Raw genomic sequence first — 18,298 nt, 5'->3', positions numbered from 1 at the left:
TCTCTTGGTGCTGATTGGATGGTGTTCCTACGTAAGAAGACCCGGTATGCACAAAGCGATGCCCCGGCAATTCAAACATGAATCGCGCTCTGGCATAGTCAATGCGGGCCGTACGCTCCCAGGCAAGGGTTGGCTGGGCGTTGCCGCGCAATGCCAGCAAGACTAACAGCAGACAGGCCCAGCGGGCAGATACTCGGAAAGCTGAAATCCAGGTGCTCATTGTACGAGTACGTTACGGTGTGCCGTAATCTGCCCACCCACTTCCAGGGTGTAGTGGTAGGGGCCAGGTAGCAAGCCCTGCAGGTTTAACTCAGTCGTGTGCTCCCCGGCGGCTACTGCTTGCCGCCGGAGCACTTGCCCACTGATGTAGTGGCGCACGACCAACTCGACCCTCTGGTCGGTGACAGCGCGGTAGGTAACACTCGCGGTGCCCGTGCAGGGGTTGGGCACGTTCTGGGCCAGGTAGAAGGGCTTGGCCATGTCGCGAGTGGTAGCCGTGGGAGTAGTGAGCGGAGTGCTAGGGCGGAATTGCAAGCCGTTGTCGTAGCCTTCCCATTCGCAATCATTAAAGTCATCAATGTCAGTTCCCGCGTCCATGACAACTACGGCGCTGTTGTTCCCGCTTTGAGGGCCACCTACGATGCCAGCCATGCGATTGGTGAAGGTATAGTACTGCATCTGATTAGTCGTGTACCCTTCATCTACGCCGTTCCAGACGTGCCAGAACGGGTTGTATATACTCGGAGCTGGGCGGTCATCCACAAACTCATTTTTCAGCAAGCGGGGAGTGCCGTTGGGGTTGGCTAATGTCCCCGGCGTTGAGGTCAGGTTAATCTGCGTACAGGGGTCGCTGGCAATGCGACGTTGGCAGAAGTCGCGGAAGATGCCGTAGCTTGGTCCGAAGGGCACCAGCTGGGTGCGGGTGAAAGAGTTGCAGCTCACCTCGGCTGAGCCCACGTAGCTGCTGACGTAGCCATTGCCATCCCGAAAGTTCAGGCCCACGTAGCAGTTCTCGAATGCGTTGCCCTTCACGATGCCGCCGGTCTGCGTGGAGGTACTCTGGTAGCCCAGCTGCAGGCGCTGGAAGGTGTTGTTGCGCAAAATGCCGCCGCTGACGACTACGCCATACTGCGCGTAGGGCTGGGTGGGGGTGAAGGTGGTGGGGCCGGTGGTGCCGCCGTAGTTCTGGCCGAAAAACTGGCAGCCTTCCAGCGTAAAAGTGCTGGTACTGTTCGTGCCTGTTGTTCCGTAGATGCCTACGCACACATTGCGCCGGAGCACGGCTTCGGCTCCTTCCATGCCTGCCAGCTCGCCGTAGGCTTCCTGCAACTGCGGACTGTCGCTCAGAAGGATTTCGTTGGCCGCCACGGGATAGTAAAATTTATTCAGACTTAGGCGCGTGTTTGGGAGCAGGTAGTCGTGGGCAAAAACGGCGGCGATGTAGAAATTGTGGAACTCGTTGTTCGAGGCAGTGAAAGCCGTGCCAGCGGGCATCCAGAAATCATACAGGGAGTGGTCGAACCGGGAATTGCTGACCGTAAGGCCGGCGCAGTTGCCGTCGAGGTAGAAGTGGCGGAGCGTGACGTGCTGGTCGCGGGCCGACTGGTACTGCCAAGGCGCGCGCATCTGCTGCGGGTCCGAGTCGAAGCGCGAATCGGTAACGAGGCCGGTGAAGGCGGGCGAGTTGGGGGTATTGGTGAGTTGAATGCTCTGCCCATTGTGCAGAAACGCGACGTATGTCAGCTGCAGGGTAGGCTGGAATCCCACGGCCACCTGGTCCGATTGCACGATGAGACCGTTGCGGCTGTGGCTGATTTCGGAATGACTCACACTACCGGTGGGTCTGACGGCCACTACGCCCCGGCTGGTGCGTGTGGCCACGATGCCGTCCCACATCTCGGTGCAGAGGGCCGTGAGTGTGCCGCCTGCCAGCACTAACTGGGCATTGTTTACCAACGTCAGACGAACGCCGGGGCCAAACAGCAGCCGGGCCCCTTCCTCCACTACGAACGTGCCGGTTGTGAGAATGGTGCTGGTGTTGAAAACGTAGGTGCTGTTGCTGGCGAAGGTATACGCCGATAGGACCGGGCCGCTGCCACTCACATCTTTGTAGTTGTTGCCTAAGCAAGCCAGGCAAGTGGCCGGCTGCACCGTCACGGTTACCTGTTGAGTAGCTGGGCAGCTGTTGCGGCCGGTGCCAGTCACGGTATAAGTAGTGGTGGTGGCGGGCGTCACGGTTACGCTGGAGCCGGTAAGGTTGCCGGGCTGCCAGTGGTATGTGATACCGTTAGCCGCACTAGCCGTAAGCCTAACCGAATTGCCGGCGCACACCGGGTCGGGGGGGGGAATCTGAAAGACCGGTCCACCGTGGATGTTCAGCGTTACTTCGGCCGCAGCGAAGCAGCTGGTAGGGTCGTAGCAGTCATCATAATGGCCAAGACTCAGCGTGTAGGGACCGGGCCCTTGGGCCGCCGCCGCTACCGGGTCGAAGATGCCGTTTTTAACGAACGAATTGTCGGCCCATTTGAAGCAGCCACCTTGGTTCGCTACGATAGCAGGGTCAGCCGCCTGGCGTATCAGGCCCCAGACCGGGTCGTTCAGGTTCAGCCGACCATCGGGCAGATACCATGCTTCGGTGCCATTGCCGCAGATGTCCAATTGCGTACTTGACAGTGTGATGCTAGGGTTAGGCAGCACCTGTTGGTGATAGCGCAGTATCAGAGGAGCACAGGAAGTGCCCGGCCAGCTTAGCTCTACTTCGTAATCGGTAACCTGGTCTGGCGAATCGGTGTAAGCCCAGGGATTAGTGGATACATTGGGGCTTACCGGCGAGCCATTGCGGCGCCATTCTACGGTCGGCACCAGGGCAAACTGTGGGAAATACACTTCCAGCAACAAGGAATTGCCAGCGCAGATACTGGCTGGAGCATTGCTGCCAGCTACCGTGGCTCGCAAGGCGCTGGCCGTTTGGGCCAGCTTGCAAGGTTCAGTTGTGCAGTTAGGAGCAGGATTTAGCTGCACGGCTGCGTGCAGGCCCAGAGTAGTGCTGGCGTCGATATTGAAGCTGGCCGGGCCACGATATGTAAATTCCGCCCCAGGTTCCAGACAGAGGTAGCTATCAGATTTCAAATAGAGCTGGGCACCATCCAGCAGCACCGGCACCCGGGGGATGTGCAACGATACATCGCCGTAAAACGCTACGCGTAGGTGCTCGGAGATGAAGCCGCCCCCGTTTTGAATCTCGACCAACCCACCGGCACCGTTGATATACACAAACACGTCCTGCGGACACTCATGCTGTTCGCTGGTAGCAAAGTTGCCCAGCGTCCCCCGGTCCAGAATCAGCTTCGCGTTTTTGCCCAGCTTGATGTTCATCTCCGGACCTACTACGCCGATGCGGCAGCGAATAATGAGCGTCGCATCGTCTTCGATGCTGATAGTGCTGGCCTGCGTGTTGTGCGCGGCTTCCCACACTTGCGAACTGCCAGTTGGAATAGTAATATCCTGCGTTCCGTCCTGCTGGCAGTAGTCGGATACCGTGAGGTTATCCATGCCAGTGCCGTAGGCGAGCAGTGAGGCACCACCCTCGTGGCCAAGGTAGTAGTGCATTTTACCAATCTGGCACTGCGACAATGATAAGCCTGGTAGCCAGGGGTAATCCATGATGTTGTTGGTGCTGTTTTCGCCGGGAGTTAATGGCCCCCCTGGCACCAGCGGACAGTCCAGCCCCCACCACGAGTGGCCCAGCCCCAAGCAGTGGCCCATTTCGTGCGCCAGAAGGAACAGTGTTTTGCGGAGTCCATTTTGCGGGTCCTAGCCGGGCAAGCTGCCCTGAATGGAGCCCCATTGATAGTGTTTAACCAGCCAATACTGCCCACGCAGGGTAAAGTAGGGAGCTGGTATGCTCCAGCCATTGCCCGCTACTCCCCCCGATTGATAGCGGGAAGTCAGATTTCCAAACGCGTCGACTTTGGTGCTGGCTACGCCCGGGTGCTCGGCCCAGAATATATGCAGCACGTTGTATTGTTGGTCATGCGTAAGCGCTAGCTGGCCATTGCCAAACTGATTGTCGGTCGTATTAGTTACGACTGTCTTGTAGTAATAACGGCCGCAATATTGTCCCTGGCTGCCCGTGCTGCCAATACAGCCTTGGGGGCTGCCGGTCGACATATCGTACAATTCCGTGGACCGGTAGTAGCGAATTCCTTCCAGTTGAAAACGAATGCGGGTATCCGCGTCGGAGCCAGTAGCGGGCGTGACCGTTTGGTTGCCGCCACCACTGGCCAGCAGCACATTGTCGAGTTGCCCGTACAGTTCGTTCAGGCCCCGGAAGTGGGGTGAGCCGGGAGTTGGGAAATTGGTGAGTCCGTTTAGTAGCCCGGTCAGAATAGGCTCATCCAGCCCTCCGTCCTGCGCCGGCGATTGCCAGTTGCCTGTACCGTCATCTTTCTGATACACATGAAACATGATGCGTACCTTTTTGATGGGGATTTCCGGCAGTCCTTGCTTAGCGTAGAACTCCGGGGAGTAGCCATACCAATCTGTACACGAGCTGTTCGGCAGCACGATGCTACGCTGCTGTGCCGTGTCGCGCTGGGTGCCACAGCCGAACAGGGTATCTTGTGGATGATTGAACTGCGCCAGCGTCAGTCCGGGCCGCAGCAGGGCAACAAGACACAACGCCAGCCACAGGAGACGGGCAGTCGCGGGGGGAGGGTAGTTTTTTCTCATAAATGAGGAAGGTGAAAAAGTAGTGAATGAAGACGCAAGGTAAATGGAAATTCGAAAAGCGGTACAGGCCTGATGAAAAATATTTTACGGTATTATTATGCAGACCACAAAAAACGCCCCGCGAGTATTTATTTGCCTCTAATCACCTTTACCAAATTGGCTTACAAGAGCACTCCAATTCCTTCGCCCGTTGCTCCATTGCAGAGTTGCAATCAGGAGCAGGCCCCTAAAAAAAGCCTTCCTGACCAATCGGCCAAGAGGGCTTTTTCAGATATTAGCAATACCAAAGGTCAAAACCCTGTTAGTAAGCAGCCACTAAAATAGCTGCTACCTGAAGGTCTACTGCACCACGAGGCGCTTGGCCACAAGGCCGACGGCCGTGCGGGCCTGCACGGTGTAGATGCCGGGGGCCAGGTTGCCGACGGGCAATTGCAGGGCCTCAGTGGCGCCAGCGGCCAGGGTGCGGGTCAGCACCACGCGGCCGAGGTTGTCGAGCACCTGCACCGGGGTGGCCTGAGCGCCGCGCAGGGCCTGGGGCAGCACCAGGGTAGCCGTGGCGTGGGCGGGGTTGGGGAACAGCGCGACGCTGGCCCGCAGCTGGGCGAGGGCCGTGCCCAGCGGGCCATTGGCCGGGCCGAAAACCAGGGCGAAGCGGCCGGCCGGCCCGGTGGTGGCCGTGAAAGAATAGCTGGGGTTCAGGCTCAAATCCTGGCTGGTGCCGGTGACGGCATCGGTGAGGAAGGCGCTGAGGCCGGCGGGCAGGTGGTGGAGCGTGGCGGTGAGCGTGGCCGGGCCGGGGGCCGTCAGCGCTACGGCCAGGGGCACGGTGGTGCCGGCCGTGAGCCCGGGCAGGCCCTGGATGGCAAGGGCCTCGCCGGTAGCGGCCAGGGCATACACCGAGGCGTTGCCGGGGTTGGGCAGCTTGTGGGCGTCGAACTCGGCATCGGCGGCCGGGGTGGCGCCGGCCTGGGCATACACCAGCACTTCGTCGGCCGGGGCGGGGGCGGCGGGCGCCAGGGTTAGCCGCACGCGGGGGCGGGCATCGGGGGCGCTGCGGTACAGGGCCGGCTGACCGGCAAACACGGTGCCCCGGCCCGCCGGCGTGACGGCAATGCTGGCCGGCTGGCCGGCCGTGGTCACGCGCACAAAAAAGCCCTGGCCAGCGGGCAGCACCGGGTTGCTGGTGCCGGTGCCCAGGCCGTTGACGTAGGCCCGGTACTGGCCGGCGTACTGGGCCGTGCTTTCGTACACGTAGGCCGCCGCATCCACGTTGGTGCGCAAGAAGGTATTGGGCACGCTCAGGTCGAAGGGCGAAGGGTAGGGGTTGCCAACCAGCTGCCAGCCGGCCTCGGCCTGTGGGCCCCGGGCGAAGCTGCTGCTGCTGGCGCCGGAGGCGAAGGCCGTGCCGCTGAACGTGACCGTAGCCGCGCCCGGCAGCATGGCCGCGTAGCCCACGAAGGGCTGCAGCGCCGTGCCGGCCGTGGGTACCACCCAGCCCTTGTCGAAGTCCGAGTAGTTGCTGGTGCTGGTCGTCAGCCGGGTTTGGTCGTAGCTAAAGAGCGTCGGGAACGGCGTGACCAGGCCCGGCGTGGCCGAGGTGTTGTAGGCGGCGGTGAGCACCGGGGCAGTGCTGCCCACCCGCAGTTCGGCGGCCGTCATGCCGGCCACGCAGGCGTTGAGGTGGCGGTAGCCCAGGCCGGCGTTGCGGGCGGGGTTGAGGTAGCACTGCATCCGGCAGGTGCCGGTGTTGTTGAGCACCCGGCCGCCGGTGTTGTCGATGAGGGCGGTGCCCGCCGGGCCCGACCGCAGCGTGGCCGTGTGCCCGCCCAGGTCGAGGTCGCCGCTGACGAAGCGCAGGGCCTCGCGCAGGTCAAGGTCATTGGTCAGGGTGAGGTTGCCGGCGCTGGTATTCACCTGCAGCTCGCGCACCAGGGCGGGCAGGCCGTCGCCGGTTACCTGGGCACTGGAAGCCAGGTAGCGGTAGTAGGCATCGTCGGAGAAAGTGCGGGTGCCGGTGAGCTGCACCGAACCGCTGGGGCCGCTGCGCGTGATGCCGGCCGGGTCGCAGATGCCGAGCGTGGCGCCGGCTTCGAGCACGAAGCTGCCGGGGCCGGTGAGGGGCTGGCAGGCGGTGAGCAGGCTGCCGCCGCTGGCCACCGTGAGGGTGCCGGCCACGTCGAGCGGGCCGCCCAAGGTGGCCGCGCCGGTGCCGGTCACGGTCACGTTGTTGTAGGAGCCCGTCACGGTCTGGGGCGTGCTTACCACCAGGTCGCCGAGGGCGGCGGCCGCGGTTACCACCACCGGCCCGGCCGCGCCGCTGCAGCCGCTGAGGCTGGCCGAGTAGCTGCCCGCGCTGCTTACGGTGAGCGGGTTGGCGGTGCTGCCCGTGCTCCAGACAAAGCTGGCACCAGACAGGGTAGTCGTCGTGCTGTTAAGCCCGCCGCTGGCGCTCAGGGCTGCCAGGTGGGCGGGCGCGGCGGCGCCGGCGTAGCTGCCGAAGCTGCCCCCGGCCAGCACGCTGCCGTCGCCCGTCAGGGCCAGGGCCCGCACCGGGCCATCGAAGCCGCCGAAGCTGGCATCGAGCGCCGCCGTGGGCGTGAGGCGCAGCAGGTGGTCGGGCGCGGCGGCGTTGCCGTTGTAGCTGGTGAAGTTGCCAGCTACCACCATGTTGCCGTCGGGCTGCAGGGTCAGGGCCGACACCGGGCCATTGAAGCCGGCGGCATTGATGTTGAAGGTGAAATCGGTGACCCCGTAGGGCTGTACGCGAATCAGATTGGCGGGAATATTGGTGATGCCGTGGAAGCTGGTGAACATGCCGCCCACCATCAGCTTGCCGTTGGGCAGCAGCCCCAGGGCGTAGATGCGGCTGCTGGTGCCAAAGCCCGGCGTCGAGCTGAAGCTGAACAGCGGGTCGAGGCCGCCGTCGGGCGTCAGGCGGAGCAAACCCACGGGCGCGGCGGCGCTGTTGTAGCGCGTCTGGCCGCTGGTGCCGAGCACAATGCGACCGTCGGGCTGCACCAGCACGGCGTAGATGCTGCCGTCCTCGAAGCCCACGTAGCCATCGTTGAAGCTGGGGTCGAGGGCGCCGGAGGGCAGCAGCCGCAGGACGCGGCCCATGGGCCGGTCGTTGTAGCGGCTGAAGTCGCCGGCCACCACCACGCGGCCGTCGGGCATCGCGGCCAGGGCGCGCACCGGCGCATCCAGCCCGAGGCCCCCGGCATTAAAGGTGGGGTCGAGGCGGCCATCGGCCAGCAGGCGCACCAGGTAGGGTGTGCTCAGCACCGTGCCGTTGTAGCTGGTGAAGGCGCCGCCAACCAGCGTGGTGCCGTCGGGCAGGGCCGCCAGGGCATTCACGGCGCCCGTGAAGCCGCTGCCCCCGGCATTAAACGTGGGGTCGGGGCTGCCGTCGGGCTGCAGGCGCAGCAGGTTGTCGGGGGCGCTGGCTTGGCTCCGGTAGGTACTGAAGCTGCCGCCGGCCAGCACCTGGCCGGTGGGCAGGGCCACCACGGCCCGCACCTCGCTGCCGGCCGCCGTATCGAAGCCCGCCCCGGTGCTGAACGCCGGCGTGGTGGCCGTGGCCGTGAGTACCACGCTGCCGCCCGGCGGCAGGGCCGTGGGGCCGCCGGCCGTCACGCTGACGGTGGCCACGCACGGCGCGGGCACCACAAAATAGCTGGGGGCCACGCCCGTGCCGCCCGCCGTGGTCACCGACAGCAGGCCGCTGAGGGCGGCGGGCGGCACGCTCACCGTCAGCACCGAGTCGGAGGTAACCACGAAGCCCGGGGCGGCCACCGCCCCAAAGGCCACCTGCGTGGTGCCGGTGAAGCCGCTGCCGCGAATGATGACGCTGCTGCCGGCCGCGGCCGTGCCGGGCGTGAAGCTGGTGATGACGGGCGGCGGAATGTCGCGGTAGAGCCCGAAGCTCACGCTGGGCTTGCTGCCGTCGTTGAGCATCCGGAAGCGGCCCGCGGCGGCCAGCAGGCCATCGGCCGAGCGGTCGATGCCGTACACGCCGATTTCCAGGCTGCTGCCGTAGGAGCGGAACGTGCCGGCGCCGTCCCAGTGCACCAGGCCGCCGCTCACGTTCAGGTTGCCGGGCCAGCCTACCTGGCCGCCGATGGCAATGTCGTTCTGCCCGAAAACCCGGATGGTGTACACCGAGCCCGTTAGGGCGGTGCCCATGGGCTGCCAGGCGGTGCCGTTCCAGCGGGCCATGCCTGTGGGGTTGGCCGGGCCCGACATAATGCCGGAGCCCACCAGCAGGTCGCCGTTGGGCAGGAAGGCCAGGGCCTGCACGGGGCCGATGCGGTCGGGGTAGCGCTGCCAGGCAGTGCCGTCCCAGCGGCCCAGGTAGCTCTGGCTGGTGGGGCTGCCCTCAAACATCAGGTTGCCGCCCACGATGACGTCGCCATTGGCCGCCACCGCCAAAGCCAGGGCGGGGTTAGACACGCCCCGGCCCAGGGGCTGCCAGACGGTGCCGTTCCAGCGGGCCAGGCGGTGGGCAAGGGGGTTGCCGCCCGCGTTGCTGAAGAAGCCGCTGGCAATGACGTCGCCGTTGGGGGCCAGGGCCAGCGAAGTTACGTTGCCGTTGAGGATGGTGCCGAAGGCGTGCCAGCTCGTGCCATCCCAGCGGGCCAGGTAGTCGGCGTTGGGGTTGCCGCCGGCGTTGGTGAAGCCGCCGCCGGCCAGCAGGTCGCCGTTGGGCAGGATGAGCAGGGCCGCCGGCGTGCCGTTGAGGCCCGGGCCCAGGGGCTGCCAGGTGGTGCCGTCCCAGCGGGCCACGTAGTCGGCGTTGGGGTTGCCGCCGGCGTCGATGAAGGCTCCGCTCACGAAGAAGCCGCCGCCCGGGGCGGCCACCACGGCCGCCGCCCCGCCGAGCAGGCCCATGCGCGTGGGGTCTTCGAAGCCTACCCAGGCGCCGCCCGCCAGCCGGGCCAGATAGGCGGCGTGGGCATTGCTGCCGGCGGTTTCAAAGTAGCCGCCCACCACGTAGTCGCCGTTGGGGGCCACCACAATGGCATTGACGCCGTCGCCCAGCGAGGGGCCCACGGCCTGCCAGCTCGTGCCGTTCCAGCGGGCCAGGTAGTCGGCCGCCGCGTTGCCGCCCACGTTGAGCAGCGAGCCGCCCACCAGCAGATTGCCGCTGGGGTCCACAAACAGCGTGTTAATGGTTTCGAAAGCGCTGCTGAGCGTGAAGTTATTGCCGAAGCCCTGCCAGTTGGTGCCGTTCCAGCGGGCCAGGTAGTCGGCGGTGGGGTTGCCGCCCAGGTTGGTGAAGTTGCCGGCCACCACCACGTCGCCGTTGGGCAGCATGGCAAGGTGGTCGGTGTAGCCGTTCATGGGGGCGCCCATGGCGCGCCAGGCGCTGCCATCCCAGCGGGCTACGCGCTGCACGCTGGTGTTGCCGCCCACGTTGAGGAAGGCCCCGGCGATGTACACGTTGCCGTTGGCCCCCACGCCCAGGCCGTACACCGGCCCGTTGATGCCGGGGCCGAAAGCCTGCCAGGCGCTGCCATCCCAGCGGGCAATGCCGTCGGCGTTGGCGTTGCCGCCGGCGTCGGTGAAGGAGCCGGCCACCAGCAGGTCGCCGCTGGCATCGAAAGCCATGGCGCGCACCGCGCCGTTGAGGCCGGCGGCTACTTTATGCCAGCGCGTGCCATCCCAGCGGGCGAGGTAGTCGGCGGTGGGGTCGCCGCCGGCATCGAGAAAGTCACCGCCGGCGTAGAGGTCGCCGTTGGGCGCCAGCAGCAGCACCGAGGGGGCGCGGCTGAGGCCCTTGCCCAGGGCCTGCCAGCGGCTGCCGTCCCAGCGGGCCACGTTATCGGCCTCAGCGTTGCCTCCGGCGTCGTAGAAGGGGCCCGCCACCACGAGGTCGCCGGAGGGCAGGTAGGCCAGCGCCGACACCACGTAGTTGAGGCCGGGCAGGCCAAACAGGTCCGACCATTTATCGTTGCCGATGCCCGCGTCGCGCCGCGCCGGCCCGCTGGCTGGCGCCGCCGGCAGCTGGGCCCGGCTGGCCGTGGCATGTAATAGAGTTAGTAATAAGACTACAACCAGTCGTTGCAGCCTGCTGGCTTTTACCGTAGCAGGACCCACCATTTGCGAATAAGTTAGAAATAAATCGAACCGCAAAGGTCGGTAATTTCTGCTTGGCTGCTACCATTTTGGCCTCCTGTAATGTCGGCAGCGGCCCGGAAAAGTGCGTAGAGGGTATGCGAGGGGCGGAAATTTTGCTCTACGATTTTGGCAATGCTCGAAAACGGAGAGCAAAATCCCGCCGCGTTTTGCTTTACGATTTTAGTGCGGCCCAAAATCGTAAAGCAAAGACTCCGGACAAACAAAAAGCTCCTGCCGATACGGCAGGAGCTTTTTACTTCTAAGCAGCAACAGCTGGCTGCCTACTGCACCACTAGACGTTTGGCCACAAGGCCGACGGCCGTGCGGGCCTGCACGGTGTAGATGCCGGCATTGAGCGTACCGAGCGGCAGCTGCAGGGCCTCGGTGGCGCCCGCAGCCAGGGTGCGGGTGAGCACCACGCGGCCGAGGTTGTCGAGCACCTGCACCTGGGTGGCCTGGGCGCCGCGCAGGGCGGCGGGCAGCACCAGCGTGGCCGTGCCGTGAGCGGGGTTGGGGTACACGCTCACGAGCTGGGCCAGCTCCTGCGGGGCGGTGGCCAGCACGCGGGCCTGGGTGGTGAAGAGCAGGGCGTAGCGGCCAGCGGCCGGAGCGTTAGCGGCCAGCGTCAGCGGGAGGCTGGGCGTGGCAGCCAGGTCGGTGAAGGTGCCGGTGAGGGCGTCGCGCAGGTAGGCGTGGTAGCCCGTAGGTAGGTTGCGCAGGGCATCGACGTGCAGGATGTAGCTGCCCGGGGCGGCGGCGAGGCGTAGCGGCAGCAGCTCGTTCTGGCCGGTGAGGGCGGGGAGGCCGTTGATGGCTAGTGGCTCGGCGCCGGCTTCGGTGGCCAGGGTCAGGCCGTTGAGGTTGGGCAGGTAGGCGGCATCGAACTGCGCATCGAAGGCGGCCGTGGCGCCTTGCTGGAAGTAGGCCACGGTTTGGGTGCTGGCGCTGGCGCTGTTCAGCGACAGCGTGAGTTGCGGGCGCAGGTCGGCGGCGGAGCGCTGGAAGGCGGGGTTGGCGTAGGTGGTCAGGCGCTCGTTATTGGTGAAGTTGATGCTGCCGCTGGCGCCCACGGCGCTGGTGCGCACGAAGAAAGCCTGGGCCGACGGCAGCAGGTTGGTGCCGCCGTTGGTGCCCATGCCATTGATGTAGCTGGCGAAGGAGCCGGTGTACTGGCCGCTCGATTTGTACACGTACAGGGCCGGGTCGATGCTGCTCAGGCCGCCGTTGTTGATGATGAGCTGCCAGTCGAGCGGGGCGGGGTAGGGGTTGCCGCGCAGGTGCCAGCCGGCGGCGCCGTTGCTGCCGCGGCCCAGGCCGCTGGCGGTGTAGGGGCCGTTGTTGAGCGGGCCTACAAAATCGACCTTGGCCGCGGCGTTGATGTTGACCGTGTAGCCCTGCGTCACGTTGAGCGCATCGCCGGTGCCGCCGGGCGACTGCCAGCCCTGGTCAAAGAAGTTGTAGTCGCTCGTGACCGTGCCCACGCGGCCCTGGTCGTAGCTGAATACGTTCGGGAAGGGCGTCACCAGCCCCGGCTGGGCGGCCGAGTTGTAGGCCGTATTCAGCACCGGCACGAAGCCGGCGGTGCTCAGGTCGGCCACCGTGCTGCCGCTCACCGGGGGCGAGTAGTGGCGGTAGCCGGGGCCGCCGTTCAGGTTGGGCGCGATGTAGCGCTGCACCGTCACGGGGCCGTTTACCACGCCGCTGCCCGCGTTATACACCATGGCCGTGCCGGCGGCGTCGGAGAGCAGCGTAAAGGTCTGGCCCGTCACCGTCAGGTTGCCGCCGGCCAGCGTGAGCAGGCCGTGCACCGAGGCCGGCCCGGCCAGCGAGGCCGAGGTTGCCAGCGTGGCGTTGCCGGTGCCGATAATCAGGTTTTCGAACTGAGTGGCCGAGCTGCCGCCAATCACCTGGTTTACATTCAGGTTCATCACCACCGTGCCGGTACCGCTGCTGTTGAAGGTGCCGTTGTTGATGAAGTCGCCGCCCACCACGAGGTAGCCGTTGCTGGGCAGGGTGAGCGTAGCGCCGCTGCTCAGGGTAAAAGCGTTGGTTTGCTGGGCCTGGTTGATGGTGGGCTGGAAGGGCGTGCCGCCGGGAATTGTCACGTTGTTGGCCGGGCCGGGCACGAGGGCGGGCGTCCAGTTGGCAGCCGTGCGCCAGTCGGTGCTGGTGCTGCCGTTCCAGGTCAGGTCGGGGATAGGGGCCAGCGCTATGGCCAGGTCTCGGATTTCGAGGTTGATGAATGAGCTGGCGGGTACGGTATTGGCGAGCTGCGTTGCCACGCCGGTGCTCAGGTCGAGGCGGTAGGTGTCGCTGGCCCGCGAGGTGCCGCCAAACACCGCACGCGGTGGCGATACCAGCGTGAAGTAGCCCACGTTGGTGTTGTCGTTGGGGTTGTAGTAGATGTCCAGCCCCAGGTGCCGCACCGCTCCCACCGTGTAGGTGCCCGGCGAGCTGCCGCCCGTCACCACCAGCTGCAAGGTGCTCTGGGTGTTGAGCGTGCCCAGATTAGGCGGATTCTGAATCGACAGGATGCCGCCGTTTATGTAATCAATATCATACAGCGTGGTGCTGGCGCTGCCCACAAACGAGTTGGTGTACGCCGCCGTGCCCACACCGGGATTGGCCGGGCTGCCGCCGCTGTAGCTCAGGTTGCCATCTGCCTGAATACCGGCGGTAACCGGGTCAGCATCCACGATACCGCCCGTCACCGGGTTGAGGCGGTAGTTGGCGTCGTTAGCACTCACCACCCGAATGCGGTCCACGGTGGGGTTGAAGTCGAAGCCGATGCCGTCGGTGGTGGTGCCCAGCTCCAGGCGGATGGCCGAGCCGACGGGCGTCGCCACGTTGGTGCCGGGGTTCACGAGGTACACCTGGGCGTTGTTGGCCGGGCCGGCCAGCGCGGCATCGTAGCCCAAGCCGTAGAGCAGGTTGTCGGCGGGCCGGAAGTCGATGCCCACCAGCGTCTGGCCGGCCGTCACGCCGGTCAGGCGCACGGGAGCCAGGGTTTGGGCGGCGCCGGTGGTCGGGTTAATCAGAATGAGCCCCTGGCTACCCACGGGCTCGTTGCGAAAGTTGGAGCCCGTGATGGTGCCCAGGCCGTAAATGGTCTGGGCCTGCGAGCTTGCGGTAGCCAGCAGAAGCGTCGCGGCCAGCAGGGCTATTGCCCATCGGCGACACGTTGCCGACGGGGTAAGTAAGGATAGGTACATAGTATGGGGAAGAGGGGAAGATAAATTTTAGCTCCACAGCCGTGAAGCGACGCCGCGCCGCACACAGCTTGATTTCTGAGCGTTGCCAGTTTGGCCTACGAAAATACGGCCGATAAGGATGGACAATCCAGGCAATTTTGTGATGACGTTAAAAATCAATGTACTGACATTGAGCGTAGTGAGGCTTGATTTGGTTATTGTTTAGTTGGATTTAAATTGTCTAATGTCATAAATCAGGTGTCTTTTTGCAAAAAAAAGTTGAGCGAGTATCTTTTGCATTGTGCTTGTTGTCAGGCCTGTTTTGTAAGCTTGATTGGTTAAGTTCTATTTTTTGCTAGTAAAAGTATGGTCGTAAAAACAGCCGAAGTTTCCTTTTTTCGGCTTGGGTGAAGGTCTGCTTTTGTCACTCACCAAACCCTTTTCTCTTATGACTCATCGTCATTACCCTACCAGGCAGCGCTCCCTCTGGGTGCTCAGCTTATTACTAACCCTGTTTTCGCAGCGCCTGTTGGGGCAGGAGCTACGGCCAGCTACCCCCGGTCAAATGCCCGCCAGCGTACGGACCAGCCGGGTAGCCAGCGGCCTCGACGAAATTCGATTTCGCGGACAAGTGCCCGACAATCAAACCAACTACCGTCTCAATTCTTTTCCGCTTTGCCCCAATGTGGTAGACCCACTTACGGGCGGCATTGCCAGCCAGCCTTATCAGTTTGAGTTTACGTCGACTGAATGCTTGGGCAACGCGGGTACTTCATCTTGCCGTGCCCGCCCTAGCTTCATCTGGACAGTGCGTTATTTCACCGAATCTGGCAATACGTATACCGAGCAGTGGCAGGATACCAATAACAGCACCTACTCAAAGGTTCGGTTTTACCTCTATGACCGTATGCCCGGCACTGGCACCCCTACCAACTGGCAGGCCACGCAGGCCGGGGGCAACACCACCTTCTCGCCTGTGCCGTATCCCAATCCCGGCTGCCTGAATCCACCCATCAATAATGCGCAGGCAGGGGAACTGTTCACGAAGCTAGAGATTGAATGCACGGGGTATTCGTGCGGCTTCTGGGAAGTAGACGAGGACGATGAGATTGAAATCGTCTATTACAACCGCCGCGTTCCGACCCTGTCCATTGCCGGTAATCCCACCGATTACTGCCGAAATCAGACGTATACCATCAACTGGGGAGCCGTGACGGGGGCCACCAGCTACAACGTGACGGCCAGCGGCGGGGCCACCGTCTCCAACATCTCGGGCACCTCGGCCACACTGAGCTTGGCTAATGTGCCGACTACTACCTTTAACGTCAACGTGACTGTGACGCCAGTGACGTCCAACAGCCCCTGCGGCACCACGCTCAGCGCCTCGCGTAACATTTCAAAACCGGTGCAGCGGGCACCGGGAACACCGACGAGCTTGCAGCTTTCGGGGTCGTGCCCGTCGCCTGCTGCTAAGGCTATTACAGTAGACTTTTCTGGTGCAGCTCCGGGAATGGAGTACCGCTTCGTCATATCAAATGTTAACAATACTGCTGGCGCTTTCTTTTCGGGGGCTAATAACGGTGTCAGCAATTGGGATGCGGCTACTTCCCGAGCCATAATCACCCCCAATGCTGGCGATTTCACGGTGAGTGTTCAGGCTAGGCTTTCGGAGTGCGCAGGGCCGGGACCTGCACTATCCAAGACCTTTCAAACGGGAAACATCGCCGCCACCTGCCCGACTGTAACGGCAGTTCGTACGTCGGCCTGCAATGCCAGCCTGGCCACGTTGCTGTTCGATGGGGTACCGGGGCAGAGCTACTATATCACCCAAAATCCCTACAACATTACGCCGAGCGGCACCAGCGTAACGCTCGGCAGCGGCAGCAGCCCCACGAGCACCGGCCGGCCGCTGACGGTCGGTAACAGCAACAAGGTCGAGTTTGACATGGACCTGCTCATCACCAGCCCCTGCCCGCCCGCTACGGGCCCTGGCTCGTCGGGCTACACGACCTGTACCGTCCACGTGTATGTGCAAAAATTCCTCGGCGGTAACTGCCGGGGCGCCAATTCCACCGGCCTGTCGGCCGCGCAGCCCGAGGCCCAGCTGTTGTACCCTAATCCGGCGAGCGGGCAAGTGCAGGTGCAACCTCGCGGGGCCGAGCGGTATCAGGGGATAGAAGTGCGCAACCTGCAAGGCAAGCTGCTGCTCGAGCGCCGGACGTCAAGCGCGGAAGGCATCACGAACTTCGACGTGCAGGCCCTGCCGACAGGGCTCTACGAGGTGCGCCTGTTTGATGGCACGGCCGTCGTGACGCAACGCTTGGTGCGAGAATAAGAATCGACGCCATTGTATATCCTGCTTCGGAACGAATGGGCCTTGCCCATTCGTTCCGTTTATTTCATTATTTACCAACGTATTGTGATGAGATACTTACACCAGCTATGGCTTACGCTACTCTTGTTTATTGCAACCTTGCCTCATGCGTGGGCACAAGGCGAGTTCTGGACGTGGTGCTATGGTTTTGGTCCAGAGGTAAAAACAGTATTTAATCCCCAACCTCAACCAGCAGTTAACGCCAGATTTTGGAACAGTCATAATGGAGTTCACACAGGTGTTAATGGCTCTGCTAGCCTGAGCGAAGCTACGGGGCAATTGCTGGCTTATACCAGTGGTGTCAGTATTTCGGATAGAAATAATGAAATGATGGATAATGGTCTGTTAGTTAATATTGATAGAAATGACGACTGGCAAATTAATACCCAGCAACAAGCTGCTTGTATAGTGCCTTCGGCGGCGCAGGAGTGGGAGTATTATGTGTTCTACTGGACCAAGAGCACGCCCGAAAACGGCGTACCGGCGCAGGCCCTGACCTGGGCGCGGGTGGACGGACGCCTGCGCGGCGGGCTGGGCGACGTGGTGGAGAAAGGCCGGGTGCTGACGCGCTCAGTGCGGCGGGCGCAGCTGACGGCCGTGCGCCACACCAACCGGCGCGACTACTGGATACTGACGCGCGGGCTGGACGGGCGCGAGCTGCTGGCCTTCCGGCTGGGGCCGCAGGGGTTCCGCGCGGAGCCGGTGCGCTCGCCCGTGAGCGGCCTGGACGAGGCGGGCGGGGAATTGAAGGCCGCGCCCAATGGGCGGCGACTGGTGAGCGGCGGTTGGGTGGCAGCGGCCGGGGGCGGCGTTAGCCCTAACATCTGCCTGTACGACTTCGACCCGGCCACGGGCGCGGCCAGCAACGAACTGCGGCTGCCCCGGCGGGCGGGGGGGCAATACTCGTTCTCGTTTTCGCCCAACTCGCGGCTGCTGTATGCCACGGAGTATGCGGGACCAAGCCAGAATACTCTGCGAATGAATGAGTTGTATCAGTACGACGTGAGCCAGCCCACGGCGGCGGCCATTGAGGCCACGCGCTACCGCGTCTCGCGCGTGGAAGCGGTGCCCACGCCGGCGGCCACCTCGCCTATTTCGGATTACGTAAATTGCGTAGGCTTGCAACTGGCTCCTGATAGCACGCTGTGGCTGTCAAGCGTGTACCTGCGGGCTGTCACGGACCCCATCACCGGCTTAATTCCGCTTAATTCGGCGGGCATTGTGCGCCATCCCAACGTGGCCGGGCCAGGCTGCCAGCTCGAACCCGAAGCTTATCCGTATTTGCAGGATGTCCTTCCATCATGGAACCTGCCGAACGTGATAACGAACATGCTGTACGCCGGACCGGGGCTGAACTACGAAGTGGGCTGCGGGGAAGACTCGGTGCGCTTCTGGGCCAGCAGCGCCGGGCTGGGGACCGGGCTGCGCTGGGACTTTGGCGAGCCGGGCAGCGGGGCGGCCAACACGGCCACCGGGCGCTGGGTGGCCCACCGCTACACCCGCAGCGGCCGCTACCTCGTGCGCCTGACGCTGGCCGACGGCCGGCAGCTGACGCAGACCGTGGACGTGCCCGCACAGGCGGAGGACTTCACGCAGCAGAACATCTTCACCCCCAACGGCGACGGGTTGAACGACTGGTTTGAGCCCGTGCGGGGGAGCGGGCTGGCGCAGGGGCGGCTGCGGGTGTATGCGCGCTGGGGCCAGCAGGTGGCGGACGCGGCCGGGCCGCTGCCGCGCTGGGACGGGGCCGGGGCGGCGGGGGGCGTGTATTTTTACTTGCTAGAATATACCGACTGCCAGGGCCAGCCCCGGCAGCGGCGTGGCACCATCACCCTCATGCGTTGAGGAGTGGCCGACAAGCCTAAAACAAACGGCCCGCTGCCTG

At 63.8% G+C, this 18,298-nt stretch carries 7 protein-coding genes; 3 read left to right on the top strand and 4 right to left on the bottom strand.

Going from position 1 to position 18,298, the window contains the following annotated elements:
- Positions 1 to 216: 216 nt before the first annotated feature.
- The 3 genes from Q5H93_RS13630 to Q5H93_RS13620 form a co-directional block, all read right to left on the bottom strand.
- Complete coding sequence (locus Q5H93_RS13630) at positions 217 to 3,765, bottom strand: hypothetical protein (protein WP_305007106.1); 3,549 nt, start codon at positions 3,763 to 3,765, stop codon at positions 217 to 219.
- Between the two features lie 48 nt (positions 3,766 to 3,813).
- Positions 3,814 to 4,731 carry a hypothetical protein gene (locus tag Q5H93_RS13625; RefSeq protein ID WP_305007104.1) on the bottom strand — a complete coding sequence of 306 codons (918 nt, stop codon included), beginning with the start codon at positions 4,729 to 4,731 and terminating at the stop codon, positions 3,814 to 3,816.
- Positions 4,732 to 5,070: 339 nt separating this feature from the next.
- Complete coding sequence (locus Q5H93_RS13620) at positions 5,071 to 10,830, bottom strand: DUF8693 domain-containing protein (protein ID WP_305007102.1); 5,760 nt, start codon at positions 10,828 to 10,830, stop codon at positions 5,071 to 5,073.
- 50 nt (positions 10,831 to 10,880) lie between these two features.
- Between Q5H93_RS13620 and Q5H93_RS13615 the strand changes: the two genes are divergently transcribed.
- Positions 10,881 to 11,111 carry a hypothetical protein gene (locus Q5H93_RS13615; RefSeq protein WP_305007101.1) on the top strand — a complete coding sequence of 77 codons (231 nt, stop codon included), beginning with the start codon at positions 10,881 to 10,883 and terminating at the stop codon, positions 11,109 to 11,111.
- 18 nt (positions 11,112 to 11,129) lie between these two features.
- On the opposite strand, the gene Q5H93_RS13610 is transcribed toward Q5H93_RS13615, so the two are convergent.
- Complete coding sequence (locus Q5H93_RS13610; RefSeq protein ID WP_305007099.1) at positions 11,130 to 14,060, bottom strand: DUF4394 domain-containing protein; 2,931 nt, start codon at positions 14,058 to 14,060, stop codon at positions 11,130 to 11,132.
- Between the two features lie 427 nt (positions 14,061 to 14,487).
- Here Q5H93_RS13610 and Q5H93_RS13605 point away from each other — a divergent pair, with 427 nt between their 5' ends.
- Positions 14,488 to 16,374, top strand: coding sequence for a T9SS type A sorting domain-containing protein (locus Q5H93_RS13605; RefSeq protein WP_305007098.1), 1,887 nt, complete (start codon positions 14,488 to 14,490; stop codon positions 16,372 to 16,374).
- Positions 16,375 to 16,821: 447 nt separating this feature from the next.
- On the top strand, positions 16,822 to 18,258 hold the full coding sequence (locus tag Q5H93_RS13600; RefSeq protein ID WP_305007096.1) for a T9SS type B sorting domain-containing protein: 1,437 nt from the start codon (positions 16,822 to 16,824) through the stop codon (positions 18,256 to 18,258).
- The last annotated feature ends 40 nt before the right edge of the window (positions 18,259 to 18,298 follow it).

Origin of the sequence: Hymenobacter aranciens (assembly GCF_030580865.1) — a bacterium.
In the GTDB taxonomy this organism is placed as follows: Bacteria; Bacteroidota; Bacteroidia; order Cytophagales; family Hymenobacteraceae; genus Hymenobacter; species Hymenobacter aranciens.
Note: the sequence above shows the minus strand (reverse complement) of the source record. Positions and strands in the feature narration are given on the sequence as shown.

What these genes read in the sequence shown, in the direction of transcription:
- Q5H93_RS13630 (WP_305007106.1), bottom strand. Translation starts at nt 3,765, where the DNA reads ATGGGCCACTGCTTGGGGCTGGGCCACTCGTGGTGGGGGCTGGACTGT.
- Q5H93_RS13625 (WP_305007104.1), bottom strand. Translation starts at nt 4,731, where the DNA reads ATGAGAAAAAACTACCCTCCCCCCGCGACTGCCCGTCTCCTGTGGCTG.
- Q5H93_RS13610 (WP_305007099.1), bottom strand. Translation starts at nt 14,060, where the DNA reads ATGTACCTATCCTTACTTACCCCGTCGGCAACGTGTCGCCGATGGGCA.
- Q5H93_RS13620 (WP_305007102.1), bottom strand. Translation starts at nt 10,830, where the DNA reads ATGGTGGGTCCTGCTACGGTAAAAGCCAGCAGGCTGCAACGACTGGTT.
- Q5H93_RS13605 (WP_305007098.1), top strand. Translation starts at nt 14,488, where the DNA reads ATGACTCATCGTCATTACCCTACCAGGCAGCGCTCCCTCTGGGTGCTC.